We start from the raw sequence: 26,146 nt of genomic DNA, 5'->3' as shown, positions 1-26,146 counted from the left end.
TATAAATCATAATTGGCACTGGCTTTACAAGCACCCTGTTGAGTTCTCAAAGAACAACCACACACCGACCAGAAGCCCCACCTCAGTGGAACCCCGTTTCGGGGCAACCGCTCAAACCTACTTGGTCGAACTTTCATTGTCAACCTCATGTTCGAGGTGATCAATCTGGTTCGTCCGGACCCACGATGACGCACGCCGTGTCCGGCGGTCGTTACTGTCGTGGGAAACCGCAGACCGGCCGATCGCCGCTTCGCGGCTCTCCGCCCGGCTCCTGCCGGCTTCAGAACTCTACCCGGTCGGCTTCGCGTTCGCAACCCCGTGCCCGGAGTGTTCCGCACCGCCCGATCCTCAGTCTCGCTCGGCGTTTCCGCCACGAGCCTGGCGCCCGTTCTCGGCCGGTTTGTCCGGCCTCCCCCGTGCAGAGAGAAAGTTACGCGGACGGCCCGGAGAAGGCAAATCAGCGTTCATCACTGGTTCGGATCTGCCGGATCGCGGCGGTGCCCGGCGCACCCGGCGACGCGGGTCGTCTCGACGTGCCAGAGTGTCAGACATGGATGAGTCCGGGCTCGGCACCAGGGTGCTCGCCGAGGAGTCGCTACTCGGCGTTCTTCTGCCGTTCTGGCAGGTGGTGATCGGTGCGGTCGTGCTGGTCGTGCTGGTGCTCTCGGTGGGACGACTGGCCCGACGGGGCAAATCCCGGATGACCACCGCGCTGCTGGTGACCGCCGCGGCCATCGCCGGGTTCGCGGTGATCGGCGTCCTCCTGGAGGGCTGAGGCTCAGAGCCGCCGGTTGGCCAGGCTGGGCAACTCGGCCCGGATCGCGGCGAGTCGGTCGAGGTCGAGGTCGGCGACGGACACCCCCGGACCGTCCGGCACCTGGGCGAGGACCGTCCCCCAGGGGTCGACCACCATGCTGCGCCCGAAGCAGGTGCGACCCGGGTCGTGATCGCCGGTCTGGCCGGCCGCCGCCACGAAGCACTGGTTCTCGATGGCCCGGGCTCGCAACAGAACCTCCCAGTGGTCCCGGCCGGTGTGCATCATGAATGCCGCGGGGACCACCAGCAGCTGTGCGCCACCGTCGGTGGCGAGCAGCCGGTAAAGCTCCGGGAAGCGCAGGTCGTAGCAGATCGACAGGCCGACTCGCACGCCCTCGATGTCCACCACCACCGGTTGGGTCCCCGGCGCGACACTCGCCGACTCACGGTAGGAGACCCGCCCGGGGATCTCCACGTCGTACAGATGAATCTTGCGATAGCTCGCGGCAAGGTGGCCTGCACGGTCGAAGACCAGCGACGTGTTCCAGGTGTGCTCCGGGTCCGGGCCGGCCTCGTGGAAGGAGCCCGCCACCACCCAGATCCCGAGCCGCCGGGCGATCTCGGCGAAGAACGTGCCCACCTCACCGTCCACCGGCTCCGGCTCGGGCATCCCGGTGGCCGGGCCGAGATAGTCGACGTACTCCGGTAGGACGGCGAGGTCCGCGCCGCCGGCGGCCGCGCGGTCCAGCAGGACCTCCGCGGCGGCCAGATTGGCCTTGCGGTCGTCCCGGGCGTTCAGCTGGCAGACGGCGACGCGCATGAGCACAGAGTACGGCGGGAAGGGCCGCTCGGACAGCGTCAGAGGCTGGCCAGCACCAGCGCACCGGCGGCGAAGCCGAGCCCGGCGATCTGGATCGCGCGCAGCCGCTCCCGGTCGACGGCCAGGGCCAGCAACACGGTGCTCGCCGGGTAGAGGGCCGCGACCGCCGCGACGATGCTCAGGTGGCCACGGGCGGCGGCGGCCAGGAAGAGCGCGTTGGCGCCACTGTCGAGCAGGCCGGCGACCGCGGCCCAGCCCAACACCCGTCGTCCGAGCCGCAGCCGCACCCCGCTGCCGACGGCCAGCGCGAGGCCGAACGCGATGGAGCTTGCCCGCACCGCGGCCACCGGCCACATGCCGGCGCTCTCGTCGGCCTGGCCGAGGAGGGTGTAGAAGATGCCGAACAGCGCCCCGGCGGCGAGGGCGAGCCCGACCAGCCGTGCCGGGACGGCTCGTCCGCCGCCGCTGTCCCCCAGGCTGACCAGGGCGATCGCCAGCACCGCGAGGCCCGCGCCGGTGAGCGCCAGGGCGCCCGGGAAGGACGCGGTGAAGAGGCCGGCGATGATCGGCACCACCGCGGCGGTGATCGCGGTGACCGGCGCCACCACGACCATCATCCCGCTGGAGAGAGCCCGATAGAGCAGCACGACACCGCCGGCCCCGGCGAGCCCGGCGAGAAGCCCCCAGCCGATGTCGCCGACGTGCGGGGTGCCAGGCACGACAAGCACCAGCACGGCGAGCAGCGGGACGCTCAGCAGCTGGGAGATCACGGTGACGGCAATCGGGTCGGCGTGCCGGGACGCCTTACCGCCGGAGAAGTCGGCCGTGCCGAACGCGACGGCGGACAGTGCGGCCAGGACAATGGGTAGCATGCATCTGTCGTACCACAATAGTGACCGCGAAGGATAGTTTAATGACCGAGTCTGGACCGGATCGGGTGGGCGCGGTGACCGCCGCGGTGGCCCGACGGGTACGCGAGCTGCGGGCCGGCCGAGGCTGGTCCTTCGACGAGTTGGCCGGCCGGTCCGGGGTGAGCAAGGGGATGCTCGTGCAGATCGAGGGCGCGCGCACCAACCCGAGCGTCGGCACGCTGTGCCGGGTCGCCGACGCGTTCGGCGTCAACATCGCCCAACTCCTCGAACCGGCCGAGGAACGGGCCGTGAAGATCACCTCAGCGGACGAGGCGCCCGTGCTCTGGCAGGGCGAGCACGGCGGCGCGGCCCGCCTGTTGAGTGGGTTGGGCGAGCCGGACCTCGTCGAGCTGTGGGACTGGCGACTCCTACCCGGGGAGGCACACCGGTCCCTCGACCACCCGCGCGGCACCCGCGAGGTGCTGCACATCCTGGACGGCACGGTGATTGTCCGGGTCGACGGTCAGGACCATCCCGTCCGCGCCGGCGAGACAATCGAGATCCACGCCGACCGAGAGCACGGCTACCGCAATGACAGCGACGAGCCGGCCCGACTGATGATGGTGGTCGTCACCCCGTCGGGCGAGTGGGACCGCCGGACGCGATCACGCCGACCGCGTCCGGAGTAGGGCCGGTGTCCGAGCCCTTGGTCGAGCCGGGGGCTTTGACACGGGCCCTGAGCGGCCGGCGTGACATCGGGAGGATCAGGCCGACTTCTCCTCGCGGTCCCGCCGGGCACGACGCCCGGTGAACTCACGCGGAACGATCGTCGGGTTGACGTTTTCCAGGACCACCTCACGGGTGATCAACACCCGGGCGGCGTCGGGGTTGCTCGGCACCTCGTACATCGCGGAGAGCAGCACCTCCTCGATGATGGCCCGCAGACCACGGGCACCGGTGCCCCGCAGCATCGCCTGGTCGGCGATCGCCTCGAGCGCCGGCTCGTCGAACTCGAGCTCGACCCCGTCCAGCTCGAACAGGCGCTGGTATTGCCGGACCAGGGCGTTGCGCGGCTCGGTGAGGATCCGCACCAGGGCGCTGCGGTCCAGACTGCGCACGTTGGTGATCACCGGAAGCCGGCCCACGAACTCGGGGATCAACCCGAACTTGAGCATGTCTTCCGGCATGACCTGGCTGAAGATGTCGTCGGTCGACCGCTCCGACACCGACCGGAGCCGGGCGCCGAAGCCGGTGCCGCCCTGCCCGGTGCGGGACTCGATGATCTGGTCGAGACCGGCGAAGGCGCCACCGCAGATGAACAGCACGTTTGTGGTGTCGATCTGGATGAACTCCTGGTGCGGGTGCTTACGGCCGCCCTGCGGCGGCACGTTGGCGACAGTGCCCTCCAGCATCTTGAGCAGGGCCTGCTGGACCCCCTCGCCGGAGACGTCCCGCGTGATCGACGGATTCTCCGACTTACGGGCGATCTTGTCGACCTCGTCGATGTAGATGATGCCGGTCTCGGCGCGCTTGATGTCGTAGTCCGCAGCCTGGATCAGCTTGAGGAGGATGTTTTCCACGTCCTCGCCGACGTAGCCCGCCTCGGTCAGTGCCGTGGCGTCGGCGATGGCGAACGGCACGTTCAACATCCGGGCGAGGGTCTGCGCGAGGTGGGTCTTGCCGCAACCCGTCGGGCCGAGCAGCAGGATGTTGGACTTGGCCAGCTCGACGGCGTCACTGCCGGAGCCGGGCGCGTTGGCCGCCTCGGCCTGGATGCGCTTGTAGTGGTTGTAGACCGCGACCGCGAGCGCCTTCTTGGCCTGGTCCTGCCCCACGACGTAGTTGTCGAGGAACTGGCAGATCTCCATCGGCTTGGGAAGCTCTTCCCACTTCACCTCGCCGGACTCGGCCAGCTCCTCTTCGATGATCTCGTTGCAGAGATCGATGCACTCGTCGCAGATGTAGACCCCTGGGCCCGCGATGAGCTTCTTGACCTGCTTCTGCGACTTACCGCAGAAGGAGCATTTCAGTAGGTCGCCGCCGTCACCGATCCGTGCCACCTACGTTCTCCCTGCACTCATCGGCCGGAGACCCGGCCCTGACCTGCGGACGCTGCGCGCCGCCCGGCTTAGTTCACCCCACCGGCCGAACCGGCGAAGCGGTACGGACCCGACGTTACCCGCTGGCGGGGCATTCTCCGACCCCCAAAACGGGTGTGTCAGAGGTCGGCCGGGAACTCCACGCCCCGGCCAACCTCTGACCCGGTACTGCTCAGCTGGCGGCCTGGGCGGCCAGCAGACCCTTCTTGCGGCTGGTCAGAATCGTGTCGACCAGCCCGTACTCCTTGGACTCCTCGGCCGTCATGATCTTGTCACGGTCGATGTCCTTGCGAACCTGCTCGATCGGGCGGTTGCAGTGGCGGGACAGCATGTCCTCCAGCTGCGTCCGCATCCGCAGGATCTCCCGGGCCTGGATCTCGATGTCCGAGCCCTGCCCGTAGCCGCCCTCGGTGGCCGGCTGGTGGATGATGATCCGCGAGTTCGGAAGAGCCATCCGCTTACCCGGGGTGCCCGCGGACAGCAACACCGCCGCCGCGCTGGCGGCCTGCCCGAGGCAGACCGTCTGGATGTCCGGACGGACGTACTGCATGGTGTCGTAGATCGCCGTCATGGCGGTGAACGAACCACCCGGCGAGTTGATGTACATGATGATGTCGCGGTCCGGGTCGGTGCCCTCCAGCGTCAGCAGCTGGGCCATCACGTCGTTGGCCGACGCGTCGTCCACCTGGACGCCGAGGAAGATGATCCGGTCCTCGAAGAGCTTGTTGTACGGGTTCGACTCCTTGACCCCGTACGACGTGCGCTCGACGAACGACGGCAGCACGTAACGGTTGTGCACGGCCGCGAACTGGGGCGGTAGGCTCAGATCGGTCATCGTCAGCTCCTCAGCTCAGGGTCCCGGCGCCATCCGGAACCTGAGCGGCCCCGATGATCACCTTGTCGATGAAGCCGTAGTCCATGGCCTCCTGGGCGGTGAACCAACGGTCGCGGTCCGAGTCGGCCTCGATCTGCGACTGGCTCTGGCCGGTGTGGTGCGCGACCCGCTCCTGGAACATCCGCTTCGTGTAGAGCATCTGCTCCGCCTGGATGGCGATGTCGGACGCCGTGCCGCCCAGACCACCGGACGGCTGGTGCATCATGATCCGTGCGTGGGGCAGGGCGTACCGCTTGCCCTTGGTGCCCGCGCAGAGCAGCAGCTGGCCCATCGAGGCAGCCATGCCCATCGCCACGGTCGACACGTCGTTGTCGATGAACTGCATGGTGTCGTAGATCGCCATGCCGGAGTAGACCGAGCCACCCGGCGAGTTGATCCACAGGTTGATGTCGCGGTCCGGGTCCTCCGCGGCGAGCAGCAGCAGCTGCGCGCAGATGCGGTTGGCGACCTGGTCGGTCACCTCACTGCCCAGGAAGATGATGCGTTCCTTGAGCAACCGGTTGTAGACCGAGTCGTCGAGGTTGCCAATGGAGTCGCCACCGCGCGCGTCAATCGCCCGGAGCGACTTCTTGGGGATGTGCATGTCGGTCATGGCAGCCCTTCGCTCTCCGTACCGTCTTTCCCGACACTAACCGCTGTGCGGGGCGGCAGAGTCCCGGTCGGGGCACTGTTCGCTCTCAGCGCAGCTGTGTCGGGCACCCGCGGCGCGGGCTTCCGGGCGTACCCCGGCAGTGCTTGCTGCCCGGGCTTTCCCGGCAGTGCTCACTGCCCGGGCGTACCCGGCAGTGCTAGCTGCCCGGGCGTACCCGGAATGGGAAACGGCCGCCATCCACCGCACAGCGGCGGACGGCGGCCGCACCCGACGATCAGTGGTCGTGGTTGTGCTCCGCCTCGTTGGCGGCACGCAGCGCGTCGAGGGTGACCTCGTTGCCGGCCGAGTCCTTGATCGTGATCCGCTCCATGACGGCGGCGAGCGCCTTGCCCCGCCGCACGTCGCCGAAGACGGCGGCGGCCGCGCCGGAGCGCGCCAGCTGGTCGTAGTACTGCTGGGGAGCCATCCCGGCGCGCTGCGCCCGGTGCACGATCTCGTGCCCGAACTCGTCGTCGGAAACCTGCACGTCCTCCGCGTCGGCAAGCGTGTCCAGCAGGAGCTGGACCTTGACGCCCTCGGTCGCCGCCTCGGTCAGCTCGGCGTCGATCTGCTCCTCGGTCTTGTCCTCGGCGGCGAGGTATTCCTCCATGGAGGCGCCGATCCGCTCCAGCTGGTCGACCATCGCCTGCTTGCGGCTCTCGACCTCCTCGCGGACGACACCCTCCGGCGCCGGGATGTCGGCGGCCTCGACCAGCTGGGCCAACGCCTTGTCCCGAGCGGCGTAGATCTGCTCGACCTGCTTGCCCTGGGTGACCCGGGAACGCAGGTCGCCGCGCAGCTCCTCGATCGTGTCGAACTCGCTCGCCATCTGGGCGAACTCGTCGTTCAGCTCGGGCAGCTCCTTCTCCTTGACCGTGCGCACGGTCACCGCCACCTCGGCGTCCCGACCGGCGAAGTCGCCGCCGACAAGCTGGGTGGTGAAGGTGGTGTCCTCGCCGGCGGCGAGGCCGACGACGGCCTCGTCGAGACCGGGCAGGAGCTGCTTGCTGCCCACCTCGTGGGAGATGTTGCTCGCCTGGCCGCCCGGCACGTCCTCGCCGTCGACGGTGGCGTTCAGGTCGATCTGGACGTAGTCACCCTCGGCGGCGGCCCGCTCGACCGTCTTGAGGGTGGCGAAACGCTCCCGCAGGTTCTTGACCTGCTCGTCGATCTCGCTCTCGTCGATCTGCAGCTCGTCGACGGTCACCTCGATGGAGGACGCGTCCGGGATGGTGATCTCCGGACGGACGTCGACCTCGGCGGTGAAGTTGAGCGAGTCACCGTCGTTGAACTCGGTGATCTCGACCTCGGGACGCCCGAGCGTCTTGAGGTCGTGCTCGCGCACGGCGGCGAGGATGTTCTCCGGGATGGCCTCCTGCACCGCCTCGTTGAGGACGGTGCCCCGGCCCACCCGCTGGTCGATGACCGCGGTCGGCACCTTGCCCCGGCGGAAGCCCGGGACCTGGACCTGCGAACCGATCTCCCGGTACGCCTTCTTGAGGCTCGGCTCGAGCTCGACGAACGGCACCTCGATGGCGAGCCGCACGCGCGTCGGGCTCAGAGTCTCGACGGTGCTCTTCACAGGCGTACTCCTTGACGGATCTCAGTTGAGTCTGGGCGTGATTCAGCCCATCGAGTGTAGGCGAGCCGGCCTGACGCTCCGGCAGCGCCCGGGAACCGCGGTGTGCGGCACCCGGGGCGGCCCGGCCGCGGACGACAGTCGGGGTGGCGGGATTTGAACCCACGGCCCCTCGCTCCCAAAGCGAGTGCGCTACCAAGCTGCGCCACACCCCGTGGCGACGTGCAGTCTATGCCGTCGGCGCGACTCAGGCGGTGCCGGGGCACCCGCCACCCGGACACTTCCCCCGAAATACCCCAAACGTCCGCCGGCCTGCCTGCCCCGACCGCCTCCCGGGCCTCCCGGGCCTCCCGGGCCTCCCGGGCCGAGATCCACTCGGCTTTCAGGAAGTCGCGGCATCCCGGGCGCGCGGAGACCGCGACATCCTGCAAAGTCGAGTGGATCTTCGAGGTGTGGCGACGCGACGCGCGGACCACGCGGTGCCGCCGGGCGGTGGCGTGGCTGCGCGGTCGGCAACGGCATTGGGTACGCTGTCCGCGCGCCCCGTTTCGGCGGGGTGCACGCGGGCGTAGCTCAATGGTAGAGCTTCAGTCTTCCAAACTGACTACGCGGGTTCGATTCCCGTCGCCCGCTCCACGGACGAAGGCCCAGGTGGACCGCATGATCGCGACCCCGGGTCGAGCCCTCCCACCCTCGACGCAGGTCGCGCCCCGAGGAACCACCCCGGACGTGTCACGAGGGGTGCGGCAGCGCGAGCCACTCCGGCCAGATGATGTCGCGGCCCAGAAAGCGGGGCTGCTGGAAGGGCCAGTCGGCGGCGATCCACCGGGGCACCAGCGCGTCGAGCGCGCGCTCCGCCTCGCCACCGACGAGGTCGTCCACCACCCACCAGGAGATCTCGGCGTCCGCGCCGACGCGCTCGGGCGGGTCGACGTAGACACAACCGAGCAGCGCCGTCTCCTCCTCGTCCAACAGCGCGTAGTTGAACGACTGGTGGGCGGCGATCTCCTGCTCGTGCCGCAGCAGGTCGGCACGATCCTCTTCGTAGGTCATCGTCGCCGGGGGCCACGCCCAGGCCGGCCCGAAGATCTCCCACAGGCGCTCCCGGGAGCCCATCACGGCCGGGTAGTCGATCGCGGTGTCCGCCTCCCGGATCGGCCGCAGGTGCAGCGCGGTGGTGGGCACGGGGACATGGACGGGGTGCACGAAATCGTCGGGTAGCCAGCTCACCGGCCGAGGCTACCGCCGGTGCGGGATGCCCAGGGTGGTCGTCGCGGCGGCGACCGTAGGCGGCCTGCTCGCCGGCTGTCGTCATCCAGGCAAGACATCCTCGGCTTCGGGGCTATGCCGGGCCGAACCGGATGGGTCGGGGTGGATATCATCACGTGGGCAAGCGGAAGAGGTCGCACATGCAGCCAATTGGTCCGTACCAACGGATCCGGAGACTGGGCGTCTGCCAGATTGGCAGCATCTGGTCCGCCGTGGACGGTGGACAGCAATCTCTCGTGGTGGTGGTGCTCGACGTCGGCATCGCCGGCGAGTCTCGGTGGCGGGACGCCTTCGCGGCCACCACCCACGCGATCGCTCACTCGGAGGCGGGCAGTCCGCTGTGGGTCGGCGCGGACTTCTCCGCCGCCACCCCCTGGGTCGCGTACCCGAAAGACCTTCTTCCGACTGCCGAACGCACGTTCGCCGCCCTCGGGATGACCTACCAGCCGGCCCCGGCCGAGCCGGACGATCCACCCGCCGCACCGGAGCGCACGCCGCCAACACCGGTGCCGCCGCGCCAGACCCCGCGGGCCGAGCACACCCCACCGGCCGAGACCGTGCCCACCCCACGGACCGAAGCCGAGCACACCCCACCGGCCGAGGCCGAGCACAGCCCACGGACCGAGGCCAAGCAGACGGTGCCGGCCGACCGGCGGCCCCCGGCCGAGCAGACGCCGGCTCCGCGCGCCCAGCAGACGACGTCGACGGACGACCAACCGACGCCGACCGTCGAGCCGACGACGCCAACACCGACACCGACACCGACACCGACGCCGCCGACGCCGCCACCGACGCCACCGACGCCGACGCCGACGCCGACGGAGCAAGCTCCGATGCCGGTGTGGGCAGTCCCGTCGCGACCGCAGGACACCCGGCCTCGCCCGACTCCCACCACCCCGGAACCAGAGCCGGAGCCAGCGCCGAAGCCAGCGCCGACGACCTCGGCACCGAAGCAGTCCCGTGCGGGCCGGTGGGCGCTGCCGGTCATCGGCCTGGTGCTCGGCCTCGTCGCCGGCAGTGGTCTGGTCCTGCTGCTCGACCCGGGCACGGATCCGCCAAAACCGCAGCCCACGGCGGGCCCGTCGGGCCTGCCCGCGCCGGCCCCCGCCTCCGCACCGCTGAGCCCCGGGCTCGAGCCGCCAGCTCAGGGCGAGTGGCCTGCCCTGTGGGTGCGGTTCGCCGCCACCGACCGGATTCTCACCCTCAACGAGTTGGACGGTCTGCCGTTTCCGATCAAGGTGCCGCCGAGCTGGCAGTGCACGTCCGTCGAGCGGGCCGAGGGGCTCAGCAAATATCAGTGCGGCGCACCGGCGGGTAGCGAAGCCGAACTCGGCGGTGAGTTGGTCGTGCGCGACTGCCCGGCGCCCTGCGACGGGCCACGCCAGACCGCGATGCGTACCGGTGAGGAGGCCTGGGGGTTGCAGTGGGTGCGCAGTGGCCCCTCCTCCGCGTACGCCGAGACCAGCAGCCTCACCGTCGACGGTGCGCAGCGGTACGGCCTGGTGGTGGTCGCCTACTGGCGCAGTGACAGCGGCGACATCGACAAGCAGTTGGTGTTGCGGATGACCGCACCGGTCGGTGGCGCCAACCAGCTTCGCCGGGTCGCCAACTACCTACGGGACGTCCTGATCTTCTGACCCGATCGTCCGGTCGGGTGCGGGGCTGGGCAGCCCGGCTCGCGCGATCAGGGCGAGCGGCAGCCAGGTCAAATACCCGGCGAGGGTGACCGACAGGTGCGACGCTTCCAGCCAGGAGACCCAGAGCAGCGCGATCAGGAACAGCGCCGGGCCCGGACTGCCGGCCCCGGCCAGGAGCACCGACCGCCGCCAGACCTGGCACAGCAGCACCGCGAACAGCACGACGGCGAGCAGGCCGCCGACGGTCAGCAGGTGTACGAGCACGTTGTGCCCGTGGGTGTAGCGGCCGCCGAGTGCCGCGGCCAGGTCCGGCTGCCGCTCGAAGTATTCCGGACCGTGGCCGGTCAGTGGCCGCTCCGCCCATCGGCTCAGCAGGGCCCGCCACGTCCGGCCCCGGTTGGTGAAGCCGGCCGGATCGGTCGTGAGCAGTGGGCTGAAGATGGTCAGACCAAGCGCGACGACAAGCGGAGTGCCGATCAGCAGTGACAGCTGCCGGCCGCGGCCCCGGTCGGGCCGGTCGGCCTGCCCACCGGTACGCCAGCGGAGCAGCCCCCAGGTCAGCAGGACGATGATGGCCGCGAGTTGGCTGGTCCGGGAGCCGGTCCAGAGCAACGCGACGAGGATCAGTGTCAGCGTGACCCGACGCGACGCCGTGTGCCGGATGCCGAAGGCGAACGGCAGGCTGAGGGTGAGGATGATCCCGAGTACGTTCGAGTGTGCGTACGGGCCGGCGAGCAACCCGCCGATCGCCCAGTCCTTGTTTCCGGCGTCGGCTCCGGTGAGCAGCCCCAGGTCGGGCCACCCGGCCGCCAGCAGCATCGCGACGACAGCGGTGGCCGCCCCGAGCACACCGATGGTGGCCAGTGCCTGCGCCCCGGGTCGGAGCACCCAGATGGCGACGACGGCGATCGGCAGCGCCAGAGACACCGGGCCGGGGGGTTGCCCGTTCAGCAGCCCGGCGAGGTGGATGGCTGCCAGCGGGGCGAGGACCACGAGGAGCGCCCACAGGCGATCCGGGCGGCGGTGCCGCAGCCCGTACGCGGTGAGGAGGAGGGCCAGGCCGATGAAGGCCGCGGTGGTGACGTCACCCAGGATGCGACCGGCCAGCGGCATCGACTCCACGGCGGAGTTGAAGGTCGGTCGCCCGTTCTGCAGGATCTGGACGGTCGGCGGGATGGTCACCCTCATCCAGGCGAGGACCAGCAGGACGACGACGCCCGCGGTGCCGACCCACTCGGCGCTGCCGGGGTCGGGGCGGACCAGTTTGCTGGCCCGAAGGAGGGCGCCCTTCGTCTGGCCGCTGGACAACGCACTCATCGGACTCCCCCGCCTGTGCCTGCTGACTGTGCTTGGGCAGCATCCCCTGCCTCGGGAGGACCGGCCCGGCGGGCCCGCCACCACCGCCTGAGCCAGGCGTGCAGGTGACGAAGATCCGCGGCGTACGGCACGGTCACCGCTCGTAGCGACGGCACCGCCGGCAGCCTGCGCACCGATCGGGCGGCGATGCCGGCCGCGACGGCGTACCCGATCAGGCTCGCGAGGGCCGCGCCGACCGCGCCCTGCGGGGCCAGCACGACGAGCAGCAGTACGCCGGTGAGTGAGCCGACGACGAGGGCAACCGAGGATCGGGCCGCCTTGTCGTTGACGAGCAGCAGGGCGCTGAAGATCTGCACGCAGGTGAACACGACAGTGGCCGCGCAGAGGATGACCGTGGGCAGCGTGGCGGGGGCGAACGCGGCACCGAAGAACCGGGGCACCAGCAGACCCGCACTCGCGGCGAGGACCGCGCACCCGAGCGCCGCCACCGGCACGGCCACCCGGGCCACCCGCAGCACCGATTCGTTGTCGTCGCCGCCCGCCCCACCCATCAGGACGGTCCGGGCCGCGGTCGCGATGACGGTTGGCAGTTCCGCCACGCTGACCGCCACCGCGTAGAAGCCGAGTTCGCGTGCGCCAAGCAGCGGCAGGCCGATGACCTGGTCGAGCCGGGCGCTGGAGGTCGCGGCGAGCACCCCGGGCAGGCAGGTGAGCGAGTACCGGATCAGCGAACGGACCGGGATCGGCTCAGCCCGGTCGGCCGGCTCAGCCCGGTCGGTTGGCTCAGCCCGGTCGGTTGGTCCGCTGCGATCGGCTGACCCGGCCGGCTCGGTTGGGCCGGTGCGACTCGGTGGCTTTGCGCGGCGGCGCAGCCGGGGCAGCCCGACGAGCACTCCGCTGGCCGTCGCGGTCAGGAAGAGCGCGGCGGCCCAGAAGGCGCTCAGGTCGACTGTCACGCAGGCGATGACCAGCAGGATCGTCCGCAGCCCCGCCGGCACGACCTTCATCAGGTTGACGCCGCCGATGTCCGAGGCACCGGTGAGGGCGCCGATCGCCAGGTTCGCCATGATGTGCAGTGGCGCCAGCAGGGCGAGCACCAGGAACTGCTGCCGGTCGACCTCCGCCCGGTCGAAGACGAGGAAGCCCAACACGCCGAGCAGCAGCACGGCGACCAGACCGAGTGGCAGTGCTGCCACCAGGCTGACCCGGGCCGCGTCCCGACGGGACAGCCGGCGCTGGCGGAGGTGGAAGGTCAGCGCGTCCTGGAGACCGAAGGTGCCCAGCCAACCGCAGATCACGATCGGCAGGGTGAGCGCGGCGTAGAGGCCTCGCCCCTCGGGCCCGAGTTCACGGGAGAGGAAGGGGCTGACGAGCAGCCCGCTGACCGGGATCAGCAGGTTGGCCGCGGTGGAGGTGACCAGCCGGTGGACGGCCATCACCGTGCGGGTTCGGCGCCGGCGGCGCCGCGATCGGCGAGGTAGCCATCGTTGCGCAGCGCGGTGCGGAGCCGCTCGGCGAACCGGTCCTCGGAGAACTCCTGCTCCACCAGACGCGTCGCCGCGGCGGCCATGGCATCGAGGGCGGCCGAGGTGGTCGCGAGGAGCTCCGCGGCCATCGCCTGTGAGTCCGCGGCGATGCGGACGGCGGGGCTCGCCGGCACACCCTCGGCACCGACCGCGGTGGTGAAGACCGGAACCGCGTGGGCCAGCAGGGTGAGGGTCTTCAGCTTGACGCCGGCCCCGCTCCACACCGGGACCACACCGGCGCGAGCGGTGGCGAGTGCGGCGCGCAGGTCCTCGACGTAGCCGCGCACCCGCACCGAGGGGTGCCGGTCCAGTTCGGCGTGCACCGGCGCGGTCAGGCCCGAGCCGATGAGGGTGAGGGTGTAACCGGACCGGGCCAGCGCCGGCCAGCCCTCGGCCAGGAACCGCCGCAGGCCGGTCAGGTTCGGCTCGTACGCGAAGCTGCTCAGCCAGACCAGCTCCCGCTCCCGCGGCCGGGGCAGCTGACCGGATGGGAGCGGGACGCTGCTGGGCAGCACGAACGTGGCTGCCCGGCCGTGGTGTCGCCGCAGCCGCTCCGCCTCGTCGTCGCTTGTCACCGACACCGTCGCGCAGGCGGCCAGCGCCCGCCGCTCGAAGCGGGTGGAGACGGCGGTCAGGTAACGGGCGCGCATTCGGTACGCGAGGTCGCCGGCCGCCTCGATCTCCTGCGGGATGCTGGCGGCGAGCACGTTGGCCTTGTCCCAGTGCCAGCGCAGCCCGGTCCCGTGGACGTACGCTCCGGCCGCCTCACCGAGGGCTATCGCCGCACCGTCGCGTCGCCGAAGCTCGTCGTGCAGTTCGGTGCTGTAGCGGCTGCGGATCCAGGGCGGCAGACCGTACGCGAGGGCCTGCGAGTATCGGCCCGCCGGGCCCAGGCGGTCGTAGCGGAATGGTGTGGCCTCGAAGGTGCGCACGCGCATCGGGTGCAGCATCTGGCGCAACTGCTCCACGTGCTCCGCTGTGGTGTCGGGGCGGCGGACCACCAGCAGGGTGCAGTCCGGCACCTGGGCCAGCGCCCGCAGCGTCATCGCCACCCGGACGGGATCGCCCCGGTCGAGCGGGATCGGCAGGTACGACGAGACGACGCTGAGGGTCACCGGTGCCCACCTCCGGACGGCGCGGCCGGTCGGGTCGGAGTCGACCCGGCCAGCTCCCGCCAGACCGACAGCAGCCGGTCGGCCTGCACCGCCGGGGCGAACTCCGACCGGAGCCGGAGCAGCAGCGCCTGGGCACGCCGCTGGGCCGTGACCGGCTCGGCGACCACCGTGCGGATCGCGGCGGCGAGGGCGGCCGGGTCGTTCGGGGGGACGAGCCAGCCGCTGTCCGGGCCGACGAGTTCGGGGATGCCCGAGACGGCGGTGGTGACCACGGTGACGCCCCGACTGGCGGCCTCCATCAGGAACACCGGGATGCCGTCCAGGTCGCCGTTCGGGGCGGGCCGGCAGGGCAGCGCGGCGACCTGCGCGCCGGCGAGTGCGGCGGTGGCCACCGAGTGTGGCACCGCGCCGTGCAGCACCACGGCGTCGGCCAGGCCCGCCGAGTCGACCTGCCGGCGCAGGTGGTCCGACAGTGGACCGTCGCCGTAGATGTCGTACCGGATGGCATGTCCGGCGTGGACGAGCCGGGCCACCGCGTCGATGGCGGTGTCGATCCCCTTCTTCGGGATCAGCCGGGCGACGGTGACGATCCTCGTCGGCGTGCCCGGCGCGGGGGCGGGCACCGTCGGTGGCGCGGCCAGGAGCCGGGCGTCGACGCCGGCCCGGACGACCCGGTGGGGAATCGTCGCGATCGGCACTCCCCGGTCCGCGAGTTGACCGGCGGTCGCCGCGGAGACGACGAAGAGGTGCCGCAGTCGGGCCAGTCGCCGGCACAGGGCGGCCGGGTCCGGGTCGAGCAGGAAGTCGGCGGCGTGCGCGGTCGCCGTCACCGGCCGACCGAGGCGACGCCCGATCAGCAGGGCGACCGAGGTGGGCACGTTGACGAAGTGGGCGTGCACGACGTCCGGGTCGAAACGCGCGACCCGGTCCGCGAGGGCGCTGGCGGCGGTGCTGGCCAGCAGGCCCCGTGCCAAGCCTCGTCCCCCGGCGGCCCGCGACGGCAGCCCGAGCAGGCGCAGGTCGGCCGGGAGCCCGGTGGGACGGCGGAGCAGCTGGACGGCAGCCCGGCGCGGCTCGGCCCGACGGTCGCCGTCCGGGTTGGCCACGAACACCTCGACCCTCGCCCCGGCCGCCCGCACCGCCTCGATCTCGGCGGGGATGAAGGTCTCGGTGAGCCCGGGTGGGCGGACCTGGACGTACGCGATCCGTAGTGCCCTTCCGCTCACGCGGCGTCCCGCGCGTGGGCCGGCCGGTAGGCGCGGCGGACGGACTCGAAGAACTCGGCGTGCCGATCGACGCAGTCCGCGTCGGACAGCAGGCCCGGAGTGCGGGCGGCGCCGGTCGCCAGCTCCTGCCGCAGCCGCTGCGAGGCCACCAGGGAACGCAGCACCGAGGCGAGCGCGTCCGGCTCGCCGGGCGGGACCAGCATGCCGTTGACTCCGGAGCGGATCCACTCCCCCGGCCCACCGCCCTCGGTGGCCACCACCGGCAGCGCCCGCGCCAACCCCTGCAACACGGTCTGGCCCAGTGGCTCGGGCCCCAGCGACGAGTGCACCAGGACGTCGATCGAGTCGAGGAAGCCGTTGATGTCGTCGACGTGCCCGAGAAACGTGACCTGCTCGCTGATGCCCAGCGTGGCGGCGAGTTCCCGCAGCTGCGTCTCGTAGGCCTCCTCGCCGAAGAGCGGGGCACCACAGAGGTACGCGCGCACCTCGGTGCCGCGCAGGCTGGCGGCGAACGCGCGGAGGAAGATGTGCTGGCCCTTCCAGTGCTGGAGCCGGCCGACCATCCCGATGGCCCTGACCTGCGGCCCGACCTCGGGCTGCGGCAGCCGCTCGGCGATCCCGCTGGGGCTCTGGATCACCGTCCGCTGGGCCGGGCCCGGCGGGACGCTGGCGAGGGTGAACCCGGAGTTGGCGATGAGCCCGTCGGCGCGCCGCATGGCCAACCCGCGGAACGCGGGCAGACCGATCGGGCCGAGGCTCTCCACGGTCAACGGGCCGCGTAGGTGCACCACGAGGGGCCGGCTCCCGGCCCGGTCGGCGAGAGCGCACATGATCGCCGCGGGCGCGGTGTTGGCGTGCACCAGGTCGGCCCGCTGGAACAGCGGGCTGCGCCGCAGCACCCGGGCGCCGTCGCGCAGTGCCGTCAGGTAGCGGGCCGCCAGCAGTGGCGCGCGACTTCGGGTGCCGCCGGTGGGCAGTGTCGGCAGATCCCGGGCCTGCGCCACCTCCTCGGCGGGAAGCTGGTCGAAGGCGGCGCCGGTGGGCGGGGCGTACAGGGACGCCTGCCAGGGGTGTCGCTGACCGAGCAGGCGGGCCAGGGCCAGCTCGGCCCCGCCGGGTTGCGCGGTGTGGGTGACGTGCAGCACCCGCATCTGGTCAGTCACACTCATGCTCGACCCACTCGGTCACTCGGCGGGCGAAGGTCTGCGTCGAGAACCGCCCCGCCTGGACGGGGATCCGCGCCGGGTCCAGCTCGTCGAGCCGGCGGATCGCCGCGGCGTGGTCACGGGGGTCGAGCGAGTCGACCAGGACGCCGGTCTCCCCGTCGACGACGGTCTCCAGCAGCCCACCACGGCGCAGCCCGACGACCGGGGTGCGACAGGCCTGCGCCTCGACCGGAACGATGCCGAAGTCCTCGTGGACCGGGAAGAGCAGGGCGCGGGCCCCCCAGTAGAGCTGCCGCAACCGGAAGCGGTCCGGGTGGACCTCGATGGTGACCGGCACAGTGGCGTCGTGCGCCAGGCGCCGCAGTCGGGCCTCCTCGGGCCCGGAGCCGGCGATGACCAGGGGCAGGCCGGCCTCCTCGGCGATCGCGATGATCAGGTCGAAGTTCTTGTAGCGCACCCAACGCCCGACGCCCAGCAGGTAGTTGCGGGGTTGTTCCCGGTCGGCGGCCGGAGCGGCGGAGAAGAAGTCCACATCGACCGGCGGGTTGATCACCCAGGCGTCGCGCCCCCAGTGACGCTGGATCCGGTCGCGCACCTCGACGGAGTTGGCCGCGTAGCTGTGCACGTGGTGGCTGAGCCCGACGTCGAGTGCCCGCATCAGTCGTCGGGGTACGGCCAGCATCGGGCCGGACGCCCGGTCGTCGACGCCCGGGTTCCACAGGTAGCGGGCGGGCGCGTGGACGTAGCTGAGGTGCCGGGTGCGGTCGGGGTTGCCGAGCCGGACCGTGTGCGCGAAGGCGTGGCTGGAGGAGATCACCACGTCGAAGTGGTCTCGGGTGAGGGTCCGCCAGACCAGCGGCATGAACGGCAGGGCGGCCGCCTTGTTGCCGCGCAGCGGCGTCCGGGCCAGCCACGACACCCGCAGCGGTGGCGGGTCGGCGTCGTCGTCACTCCACAGGGCGAACCGCTCGGCGGTCGGGAAGACCTCGGTGAGCTGCCGAAAGACCTGTTCCGCGCCGCCGGTCGCGGTGAACCACTCGTGCACCAGCGCGACCGACCGGCTGGTCTGGGCGGGCGGAGTCGGGCGGGGTGCGCCGGGCTGCCCCGGCTGGCGCGGGACGCCCGGCCAGGTGCTGGCGTCCGCCTCGGCACCCGCGAGCGCGACGGGCGACTGCCCGGACGCATGGTGCAGTTCGGGTGGAACAGGCTGATCCATCACCTCGTACCCCCGTAAGAGTGTGGACGGTCGGCGCCGCAGCCGCCGACGATAGCGAACATATAGAGCGAAATACATACCACAGCCGACACACGTCAGTAATCGGACATCCGATCGGCGCCGTCATTACTGATCGTCCACACTCTATGCTGTACGTCCATCGAGGACGTATCGTCGGGGCGCGGCTCGACCCGTCGCCGACGGGCGGAAATTCCGGATGATGGTGAAACGTCGCTTCCCTGTTGAGGGTCCCACCATGGTGTCGCTATGACCGACGACGTGGCTCTGCTGCTACGCCGAACGGGGTTCGGACCGACCGCCAACGAGCTGGAGGCAGCGAGGCGGGCCGGCTTCACCGCCACCCTGACCGCACTGACCACCCCGACGGGGCCCGACATCGGCGCCACCCGGGCGCCCATCCCCCCGCTCGGCCCCGACCCGTACGCCGGCACGCCCGAGCTCACCGCGGCGCAGCGGGTCGAAGCCGACGGGCTACGTCGAGCGCAGGCGACCACCCTCACCCAGTGGTGGCTGGACCGGATGACCGTCGCCGACCACCAGGCCGTGGAGAAACTGCTCTTCTTCTGGCACGGCCACTGGGCCACCTCGATCGTCAAGGTCAAGAGCCCACAGCTGATGTTGGCCCAACACCTCGCCTTACGGGAATCTCGCGACTTTCGCGACATGACGCACCGGATGGTCGTCGACCCGGCGCTCATCTACTGGCTGGACGGCCAACTGAACAGCCGGGAAGCACCAAACGAAAATCTCGCCCGGGAGCTTCTCGAGTTGTTCACCCTCGGCCTCGGGCGCTACACCGAGTCCGACGTACAACACGCCGGCCTGGCGCTGACCGGTTGGCGGATCGACCTCGCCGGCCAGCGATCGGTCTTCGACCCTCGGCGCCACCACGACGGCGCGTCGAGCATCCTCGGCGTCACCAGACACTTCACCGTCGGCAGCCTTGTCGACCTGGTGCTGGCACAGGATGCCTGCCCCCGGTTCGTGGCCGCCCGACTCTGGCACCGGTACGCGTCCAGCACCCAACCGATCCCGGCACACACGAGCGACGAGATGGTCGCCGCCTTCCCCGAGCCGCTGCCGATGCTGCGGACGCTGCTGGCCGACGAGACCTTCCCGACCACCCGAGCCACCATGGTCAAACAACCGGTCGAGTGGCTGGTCGGTGCACTGCGACAACTCGGGTTACGACCGGCCACCCTCCCGGCGGAGACGGTCATCGGGCTGCTCGACGGGCTCGGTGGCCTCGGGCAACGCCCGTTCGCCCCGCCCAGCGTGGGCGGCTGGCCCGCCGGGGTGGCCTGGCTGACCTCGGCCGCCGCCCGGCTGAAGCTGTCCCTGGCCGGCAAACTCGCCAGCCAGCTCAGCCCGGAGCGGCTCACCCCGGAAGAGGTGGCCCACCTGCTCTGCGTGGACACCTGGACCGACCGCACGTACGAGGTGCTGCGCGGCACCACCAACTCCCGCCTGATGCTCACCCTCGGGCTGGTCAGCCCGGAATACCAGGTGACCTGAGATGGACCGCCTCACCCGACGACGGTTCCTGCTCGCCTCCGGCGTGGTCGGCGGCGGCGCCCTCGCCGCCGGCGCCGGCGCGGTCACCCTGTCCCGGCTGCTCGACACCGCCGACCCCGAGCGGCCCGTCGTCCGGCGTCCGGTGGACACCGTCGTCCTGGTCACCCTCTACGGCGGCAACGACGGGCTGAACACCGTCATCCCGTACGCCGATCCGGCCTACCGGGCCTCCCGGCCCGAGCTGGCGTACCCCGAGGAGCAGGTGCTGCGGTTGGACGGCGACCACGGTCTGCACCCGGCAATGCGCGGCCTACAGGGGCTCTGGTCGACCGGCCGGCTCGCCATCGTGCACGGGGTCGGCTACCCGAAGCCGGACCGCAGCCACTTCCGGTCCATGGACATCTGGCAGACCGCGGCACCGAACGGCCCGGCCGACACCGGCTGGGTCGGACGCTGGCTGGACGAGACGCAGGGCCCGGTCGAGGCCGCGGTCAGCTTCGAACCGGTGCTGCCGCCACTGCTGGTCGGACGTCGACGGGTTGGCGCCTGCGTCAGCTACCAGGGGTTGGAGCTGCCGGACTGGGTGGCCCCCGCGATGGTGGCGTCGCTCGGCCGGGTGCAGGCCGGTGAGTCGGCGATGCAGGCGCGGGCCGCCTCCGCGTACGCCGACCTGGTCGACATGGGCCGGTTGGTCCGGGAGGCGGTGGCCCCGGCCGCCAGCCCCACCGACGCGACCCCGGTCGCCACCGCCACCGGCACCGGCGGCGGTGGCGCGCTCGGCGCGCAGCTCGCGCTTGTCGCCCGCTGCGTCGAGGCGGGAGTACCCACCCGTGTGTACTCGGTGAGCCTCGGCGGCTTCGACACCCACGCCGGAGAACGCACCGCGCAGGACGCCCTACTCGCCCAACTCGACGCGGCCGTGACCGGCTTCGTGGACCGCATGGCCGGCACCGACGCCGGCCGCCGCGTCGCCGTGGTCGTCTACAGCGAATTCGGCAGACGAGTACGCGCCAACGCCTCCGACGGCACCGACCACGGCACCGCCGGACCAGTGCTCGTGGCCGGAGCGCGAGTAGCCGGCGGCTTCCACGGCCAACCACCCAGCCTCACCGACCTCGACCAGGGCGACCTGAAAGCCACGACCGACTTCCGCGACGTGTTCGGAGCCGTCCTCGGCACCGTGCTCGAAGCGGACCCGCAGCGGTACCTGCTCGGTTACCAGGGCGAACCACTGCCGCTGTTCCGCGCCGGCTGACCGGGTCTGCTCGCGACAGGAAGCCGGGCACGGCGTCGGAGCGAATACCGACGCCCAGCAGGCCGATCGAAACGACCATCGCCGGCGCCGACAGAACGAGGCCAGCGGCTAACGCTCGATCGAGCTACGCAGCATCGAGGTGCTCGACGACGGAGGGGAGAGAGCGCTGACCGCATACCGAGCAATTCCGTCGGAACTCATGTCGGGCGATTCGGGGAGCCAGGTCACCACCCAATACGGAAACACCCGTTTCCGCCACGGCCACCCGAAGAATCGCACCGCACTTACGGCAGGTGACAGAACGCACCTCCGCCACCAAGGCACCTTGGAAATCATTGGCATCAACTGTCCCAGCGATCACCCGCCTATCGACGTAATGGAGATCCGTGCCAGCACTCCAGTGCAGCACGTAGGGCAGCGCCGGCATCGAGGGATAGCTGCGCAGCAGGATCCGACGAAGTCGTGGATGATAGATGAGCGAAAGGTCCTCAAGCTGGTCGCTGTTGACCACTTCGCCGGAAATGACCAAGGGCTCGCCCGCCGGGAAGAAGACGAATGGGGTGCCCCCCAGGTCAAGGATCACGGCCATGGCAGCACATCGATCACATTACGCACCAAAAACTCAGACTCGGCTCCGGGCAGGGATTAAAAAGGGCCGGCGGCTTCCACGGCCAACCACCCAGCCTCACCGACCTGGCTCATGGTCGGGTCGGCTCACGACGAGGCTGGATTCCACCTGTAACGCCAGGGCTCTCAACCTCGCCCTCCTTGCCTCACTCATGTTCGAGTCAGGACGCACGGCCGGCGCCAGATGCGCGATCCGCCAAGAACGGACTGTATTTGCCAGCGCCGGACCAGCGTCCACGGCGATGATCTCGGCGGCAATGCCCATCGATTCGGCGACGAGCGATGCGGCCGACCGAACCTCAGGCCCGCGAACGAGCGCCGCACCAACCAACCCTTGCAGCAGATTCACCAACTGCAGATCGGTGCCGGCGTCGATGACCCGCCGTACGGTATCGGCGTCAGCGAAGTCGAGTGGGTATTCCGCGACGAACCCGGAGTACATCAGGAGGCTGGCACCGAGCTGATCCGGCACGAAGTCGGGATCGTCGTCGGACCAGCCACCCTGCTTCTCGAAGATGGCCATCGTGTCGTCGGAAAGGTCTGCGACTGCCTGGATTCCTGTCAACAGTCTGGCCAGGCTGTCCCGTCGGGCCGTGACAAATTCGAGGAAGAGCGGGCGGAACGCGGAAGCACCGTCCCACTCTCGCACCGCGCCTAATTGCAACAGTCCCCACAGGGGCGCGAAGATGTCGTAGGCCAGCGACACCTCGGACGGCTCGACCGTCTTGCGCTCCACATCGACTCCTTGGCTCAGAAATTGCCCATAAAGTGCAGGGGGATCGCTTCGCTGGTAGGCGTTACGTGGGTGATGCCCTGGTTGAGAACATCGATTCCCTCCTGGGTGTTGACGAAGAACTCCTCCTGGTTGCCGTTCGGCCCGCCCATCTGTTTGATCGACTGCGCAAAGTCGTCTGGCACCTCGACCCGGACGGTTTGGCCTCCACGGCCGTACCCGGTGGCCGCTCGGGTGAAGTCATCGGTGAGGTGTACGCCAGGGATGGGCGTACCCGGCCTCTTGCTTGCCACCGCGACGTCCAGAGCGAACTGTGTGCCCTCGAACTTTTGCGACCCGTGGTAAAGGACCTTGTAGGGCGCCAATCCGAATGGGTCGATTTCATACAACGGGTTGGCGACATAGCGGTGCGGGTCCGGGCCGGGAAAAAGGCCCAACGGGTCTGCCGAGAGGTAGCGGGCACTCTCGGGCTCGTAGTACCGGAAGCAGTTGTACGAAGCGCCGGTTTCTGGGTCGTGGATCTGGCCGGGAAACCGCAGCGGGCAGTCGGCACCGGTGGCGCTGACCTGGGTCGGGATGCCCCAGATGGTGCTCCGCTGCTGCCAGGCGACCTCGCCGTCCGGTGCGACCAGTTCGGTGGGGGTGCCGACCAGGTCGGTGACGATCGCGTAGAAGCGGCGGTCCACCTCGTCCTGGTCGGCCACGCCGTCGGTCTGACTGATCGGGGTGAACGTGCCCGGGGCGTACTCCCACGTGCTGGTCTTGTCACCGGCCTCGCCGCGATGGGTCTGCTCGATCAAACGCGGGCCGTCCCAGGCGAAGTCGACCTGCTCGACCACACCACCGTCGGCGTCGAGACGCTGCTTGGCGACCCGCCGGCCCAGCGCGTCGTACCGGTAGCGCCACCGACTTCCGTCCGGGGTGGTGACCGCGACCAGCCGACCCTCGCTGTCCCAGGTGTAACGCCAGCTCAGCGGCTTGGCCGAACGTTGCTTGATCTGCCGCAGCGTGACCCGGCCGGCGGCGTCGTGCTCGTAGCGCACGTTCCCGGCGGAGCGGATGAGGGTGCCGGTGTACTCCCGCTCGCCTCGTGCGTCGCGATCGCTGTCGTCGCCCGTGTCGCCAGACCAGGTGGCGCTGGCGACGTTGCCCGCGTCGTCGTAGGCGTACCGCTCGGTCCACTCGGCGGCCTGCACTGCGGTGACCCGGCCGGCGCGGTCCAGCTCCAGCCGGCGCTCGCCGGTGAGCTGGTCGGCGATGTCGGTCAGGTGACCGTCGGAACGGTACTGGTACGCCCGGTGCGCGACCAGGTCGGGCACGCCGCCGTCGACGGCCGGGCTCGCGGTGAGGATCTGGGAGAGCAGCCGGTGGTTGGCGTCCCAGCTCTGGGTCAGGGCGATGCTCCCGACCGTCCTCCGGGTCTCCCGGCCGGCCGCGTCGTGGGTGAAGCTGACCGTCGCGCCGCCGGTGTGCAGGGCGACCGGCCGTTGGCCGTCGTACTCCCAGGCACTCTCCACCCCCGACGGGGTACGCCGGTGCGTCCGTCGACCGAGCCCGTCGTAGGACGAGGTCACGGGCTGGCCGTCGCGGATCTCGGCGCGCACCCGACCCAACGGGTCCCGCTCGAAGCGGAGTTCGACGTCGGGTGAGGTCGCGTGCAGGAGCCGGCCGACCGGGTCGTACCCGAAGGTGGTGACGCCGTCAGGGGTGCGCTTCTGCACGACGTTGCCCAACAGGTCGCGGACCAGCTCGATGCTCTGCCCGGCGCCGTTGGTGCGGGTCACGGCCTGACCGGCGGCATCGAGGGTGTACGTCTGGGTGCGACCGTTGAAGTCGGTTTCGGCGATCAGCCGTCCGGCCGGGTCGTAGTCGTAGGACCAGACGAGCCCTTGCGGGTTGGTGACCGTGGCGAGGCGCAACTCGGTGTCGTACCCGAACGCCAACCGCGCGCCGTCGGGGCCGGTGCGGGCCGCGGGCAGGTCGAAGTGGCCGATCTCGAATTCGGTGGTTGCCCCGGTCTGGTCGGTGTGGGTGAGCAGGTTGCCTTCCGGGTCGTAGGTCCACTCCTCGCTCGCCCCGTCCGGGGTGCGCCGCCACGCGAGTCGCCCCTCGACGGTCCAGCCGAGGCGGGTGGTGCCGCCGAGCGGGTCGGTCACCTCGGCAACCCGTCCCGCCGAGTCGCGCCGGTAGGTCGTCACCGCGCCGGTGGGATCGGTGAGCCCGCTGATCAGCCCGGTCGGGTCGGTGGTCACCAGCAGGGTGTTGTCGAGGGCGTCGGTCACCTCGGCAAGGTGGCCCGCTTCGTCGTAGGCGTAGCGGGTGGTCGCGCCGGCCGGGTCGGTGACCATGGTCAGGTTGCCGCGTTCGTCGTACGCGCGCCGCCAGATCGCCCCGTCGACGTCGGTGACCACGACCGGCTGACCCACGTCGTTGTACGACGCCAACGCGCGGGTGTCGTCCGGGCGGGTGACCTCGACCAGGTTGCCGTCGTCATCGTAGGACCAACGAGTCGTCCGCCCGAGCGCATCGGTCTCGGACAACTTCCGATCAAACCGATCCCAGACCGTCGTAGTGACGTTACCCAACGCATCGGTGACCCGTTCGGCCTGCCGCAGCTCGTTGAGCTCGTAGACGGTCGCGTGGCCCAACGAGTCGACCACCGTGGTGACCCGGGCCTCGGTGTCGTAGCGGAGCAGACCCGTCAGATAGCCACCGGTGCCGGCGGTGGCGACGCAGCGACCGTCCTCGTCATAGGTGTAGCGGTACTCGGTGCCGTTACGATCCGCCCACCGGGTGACCCGCCCGTCGATGTCGTAGTCGAAACGCAGCGGCAACCCGGAGGAGTTGACCACCTCGGTCAGGTCACCGGCCTCGTCGTAGCCGAACCGGACCACCTCGACATCAGTGCCGTCCCCGCCGAGGTCGAACCCGACGATCCGGTTCTCCTGCGTGCGCACCCGGACCCGGTACCCACCGGAATGCACCAGCTCAGCGGGTGCGCCGCTGTCGTCGTGGCGCACCTCGACCCGGTGACCATTGCGGTCGGTCAGCGCGACAAGGGGAAGCTGGGCCGCCAGGCTCCCGGGCACCGGCCCGAAGTGCCAGGTCCACCCCGCTGCGGGATTGGTGACCAGGTAGGTGCCGCCCACCGGATCCTGTTCCAGTGGCCAGCGCGGCCCCTCGGTCGGCAGCCGGTCCGGGCGACCGTCCTCGCCGGCCGGGTAGATCAGCGTCATCCCGTCGGCCGTGGCGACGTACACGCCGGTGTCGTCGACCTCGATGCGCTGATCCAGCGTGGAGGACCACGACCGGCCGAACCAGCTCCCCATCCGGTACGACGACAGATGTGTGCGCGACAGCAGCAGCGGCAACACACCAGGCAACGCGACGTCAGTCTGAGTGAGCACCATGTCACCACAGGCGATATCGATCGGATCCAACCGCGCCAACCGCTTGATCGCCTCGATGCCGTTGGCCCTCGGGTTCGCCAAACCCCACCGCGCCACCGAACCCATGTTGCGACCCCGGGCGGCAACTGACGAGAACGCGTGCGCCACGCGGGTGCCCTTGAGCGCGCCCGCGCCGAGCCGGGCCAGTTTGCCCACTCCGGGTAGCAGATTGAGCCCGACGTCGATCAGGATCGTCTTCAGGCTGCCCTTACCCGTAGCGGCGTAGATCGACAGGTCGATCGCGGAGGCGAGCAGGGCGGTGCCGATCGCGATCGGCGCCATGATCGGGGCAAGGATCGGAATGAACGACAACAGACCGGCGACCAGGGAGACGATCTTCAACGCACTCGACAGTTGCGCCAACAACTCCTGGTTGTCGCGGACGAAGTTGGTGAACTGACCCTTCAGATCCCACCACTTCGGATTTTCCTTGAACCGCAAAC

At 70.5% G+C, this 26,146-nt stretch carries 21 protein-coding genes and 2 tRNA genes; 6 read left to right on the top strand and 17 right to left on the bottom strand.

The window, feature by feature from the left end:
• Positions 1-550: 550 nt before the first annotated feature.
• Complete coding sequence (locus tag AB0B57_RS36040) at positions 551-775, top strand: hypothetical protein (RefSeq protein ID WP_357080727.1); 225 nt, start codon at positions 551-553, stop codon at positions 773-775.
• Between the two features lie 3 nt (positions 776-778).
• Here the strand turns inward: AB0B57_RS36040 and AB0B57_RS36035 are convergent, their stop codons facing one another.
• Together AB0B57_RS36035 and AB0B57_RS36030 are read right to left on the bottom strand one after the other, a co-directional pair.
• Positions 779-1,576, bottom strand: a complete 798-nt coding sequence (locus AB0B57_RS36035) for a carbon-nitrogen hydrolase family protein (protein WP_357080724.1) — start codon at positions 1,574-1,576, stop codon at positions 779-781.
• Positions 1,577-1,614: 38 nt separating this feature from the next.
• Positions 1,615-2,448: a DMT family transporter gene (locus AB0B57_RS36030; RefSeq protein ID WP_357080721.1), complete on the bottom strand. Its 834-nt coding sequence runs from the start codon at positions 2,446-2,448 to the stop codon at positions 1,615-1,617.
• Positions 2,449-2,489: 41 nt separating this feature from the next.
• On the opposite strand from AB0B57_RS36030, the gene AB0B57_RS36025 reads away from it, so the two are divergent.
• Positions 2,490-3,116 carry an XRE family transcriptional regulator gene (locus AB0B57_RS36025; protein ID WP_357080718.1) on the top strand — a complete coding sequence of 209 codons (627 nt, stop codon included), beginning with the start codon at positions 2,490-2,492 and terminating at the stop codon, positions 3,114-3,116.
• 75 nt (positions 3,117-3,191) lie between these two features.
• Here AB0B57_RS36025 and clpX read toward each other — a convergent pair whose 3' ends face one another.
• The 5 genes from clpX to AB0B57_RS36000 all read right to left on the bottom strand — a co-directional run bounded on the left by clpX (position 3,192) and on the right by AB0B57_RS36000 (position 7,846).
• On the bottom strand, positions 3,192-4,487 hold the full coding sequence (gene clpX / locus AB0B57_RS36020) for an ATP-dependent Clp protease ATP-binding subunit ClpX (protein ID WP_145779357.1): 1,296 nt from the start codon (positions 4,485-4,487) through the stop codon (positions 3,192-3,194).
• Between the two features lie 211 nt (positions 4,488-4,698).
• Positions 4,699-5,361, bottom strand: coding sequence for an ATP-dependent Clp protease proteolytic subunit (locus tag AB0B57_RS36015; protein WP_088988028.1), 663 nt, complete (start codon positions 5,359-5,361; stop codon positions 4,699-4,701).
• A 10-nt stretch (positions 5,362-5,371) separates the two neighbouring features.
• On the bottom strand, positions 5,372-6,013 hold the full coding sequence (locus AB0B57_RS36010) for an ATP-dependent Clp protease proteolytic subunit (RefSeq protein WP_007464111.1): 642 nt from the start codon (positions 6,011-6,013) through the stop codon (positions 5,372-5,374).
• 274 nt (positions 6,014-6,287) lie between these two features.
• Positions 6,288-7,634 carry a trigger factor gene (gene tig, locus AB0B57_RS36005; protein ID WP_357080713.1) on the bottom strand — a complete coding sequence of 449 codons (1,347 nt, stop codon included), beginning with the start codon at positions 7,632-7,634 and terminating at the stop codon, positions 6,288-6,290.
• Between the two features lie 138 nt (positions 7,635-7,772).
• A tRNA-Pro gene (locus AB0B57_RS36000) sits at positions 7,773-7,846 on the bottom strand.
• A 347-nt stretch (positions 7,847-8,193) separates the two neighbouring features.
• Here AB0B57_RS36000 and AB0B57_RS35995 point away from each other — a divergent pair.
• A tRNA-Gly gene (locus tag AB0B57_RS35995) sits at positions 8,194-8,267 on the top strand.
• Between the two features lie 96 nt (positions 8,268-8,363).
• Here the strand turns inward: AB0B57_RS35995 and AB0B57_RS35990 are convergent.
• A complete protein-coding gene (locus AB0B57_RS35990) occupies positions 8,364-8,861 on the bottom strand; it encodes a GNAT family N-acetyltransferase (RefSeq protein WP_357080709.1) in 498 nt (165 codons plus the stop codon).
• A 251-nt stretch (positions 8,862-9,112) separates the two neighbouring features.
• On the opposite strand from AB0B57_RS35990, the gene AB0B57_RS35985 reads away from it, so the two are divergent.
• Positions 9,113-10,537 (top strand): hypothetical protein, encoded by a 1,425-nt coding sequence (locus tag AB0B57_RS35985; protein WP_357080706.1) that lies wholly within the window; start codon positions 9,113-9,115, stop codon positions 10,535-10,537.
• Here AB0B57_RS35985 and AB0B57_RS35980 read toward each other — a convergent pair.
• Genes AB0B57_RS35980 through AB0B57_RS35955 form a run of 6 tightly spaced genes read right to left on the bottom strand, consistent with a single transcriptional unit; the run spans position 10,514 to position 18,103 of the window.
• Positions 10,514-11,854, bottom strand: a complete 1,341-nt coding sequence (locus AB0B57_RS35980) for an O-antigen ligase family protein (RefSeq protein WP_357080703.1) — start codon at positions 11,852-11,854, stop codon at positions 10,514-10,516. The two genes, AB0B57_RS35985 and AB0B57_RS35980, sit on opposite strands and share 24 nt — an antisense overlap.
• Positions 11,851-13,290 (bottom strand): polysaccharide biosynthesis C-terminal domain-containing protein, encoded by a 1,440-nt coding sequence (locus AB0B57_RS35975; protein ID WP_357080700.1) that lies wholly within the window; start codon positions 13,288-13,290, stop codon positions 11,851-11,853. The genes AB0B57_RS35980 and AB0B57_RS35975 overlap by 4 nt, the downstream gene beginning before the upstream one ends.
• On the bottom strand, positions 13,290-14,495 hold the full coding sequence (locus AB0B57_RS35970) for a glycosyltransferase (RefSeq protein WP_357080698.1): 1,206 nt from the start codon (positions 14,493-14,495) through the stop codon (positions 13,290-13,292). Before AB0B57_RS35970 ends, AB0B57_RS35975 begins: the two co-directional genes overlap by 1 nt.
• Positions 14,492-15,721, bottom strand: coding sequence for a glycosyltransferase family 4 protein (locus tag AB0B57_RS35965; RefSeq protein ID WP_357080695.1), 1,230 nt, complete (start codon positions 15,719-15,721; stop codon positions 14,492-14,494). Before AB0B57_RS35965 ends, AB0B57_RS35970 begins: the two co-directional genes overlap by 4 nt.
• Entirely contained in the window at positions 15,718-16,890 is a 1,173-nt protein-coding gene (locus AB0B57_RS35960) for a glycosyltransferase family 4 protein (protein ID WP_357080692.1), read from the bottom strand. The genes AB0B57_RS35965 and AB0B57_RS35960 overlap by 4 nt, the downstream gene beginning before the upstream one ends.
• Entirely contained in the window at positions 16,877-18,103 is a 1,227-nt protein-coding gene (locus tag AB0B57_RS35955) for a glycosyltransferase (RefSeq protein WP_357080689.1), read from the bottom strand. The genes AB0B57_RS35960 and AB0B57_RS35955 overlap by 14 nt, the downstream gene beginning before the upstream one ends.
• A 267-nt stretch (positions 18,104-18,370) precedes the next feature.
• On the opposite strand from AB0B57_RS35955, the gene AB0B57_RS35950 reads away from it, so the two are divergent.
• On the top strand, positions 18,371-19,639 hold the full coding sequence (locus AB0B57_RS35950; protein ID WP_357080686.1) for a DUF1800 family protein: 1,269 nt from the start codon (positions 18,371-18,373) through the stop codon (positions 19,637-19,639).
• Between the two features lies 1 nt (position 19,640).
• Entirely contained in the window at positions 19,641-20,894 is a 1,254-nt protein-coding gene (locus AB0B57_RS35945; RefSeq protein ID WP_357080683.1) for a DUF1501 domain-containing protein, read from the top strand.
• 124 nt (positions 20,895-21,018) lie between these two features.
• Here the strand turns inward: AB0B57_RS35945 and AB0B57_RS35940 are convergent, their stop codons facing one another.
• From AB0B57_RS35940 to AB0B57_RS35930, 3 genes are all read right to left on the bottom strand, one after another.
• Complete coding sequence (locus tag AB0B57_RS35940; protein ID WP_357080680.1) at positions 21,019-21,483, bottom strand: hypothetical protein; 465 nt, start codon at positions 21,481-21,483, stop codon at positions 21,019-21,021.
• 96 nt (positions 21,484-21,579) lie between these two features.
• Positions 21,580-22,257, bottom strand: a complete 678-nt coding sequence (locus AB0B57_RS35935; RefSeq protein WP_357080677.1) for a hypothetical protein — start codon at positions 22,255-22,257, stop codon at positions 21,580-21,582.
• A 14-nt stretch (positions 22,258-22,271) separates the two neighbouring features.
• Positions 22,272-26,146, bottom strand: a 3,875-nt coding sequence (locus AB0B57_RS35930) for a DUF6531 domain-containing protein (protein WP_357080674.1), incomplete at its 5' end; no start/stop codon positions are given.

The organism is Micromonospora sp. NPDC049101 (genome assembly GCF_040648675.1).
GTDB lineage: Bacteria > Actinomycetota > Actinomycetes > Mycobacteriales > Micromonosporaceae > Micromonospora.
This window is presented reverse-complemented; position numbering and strand designations above follow the sequence as displayed.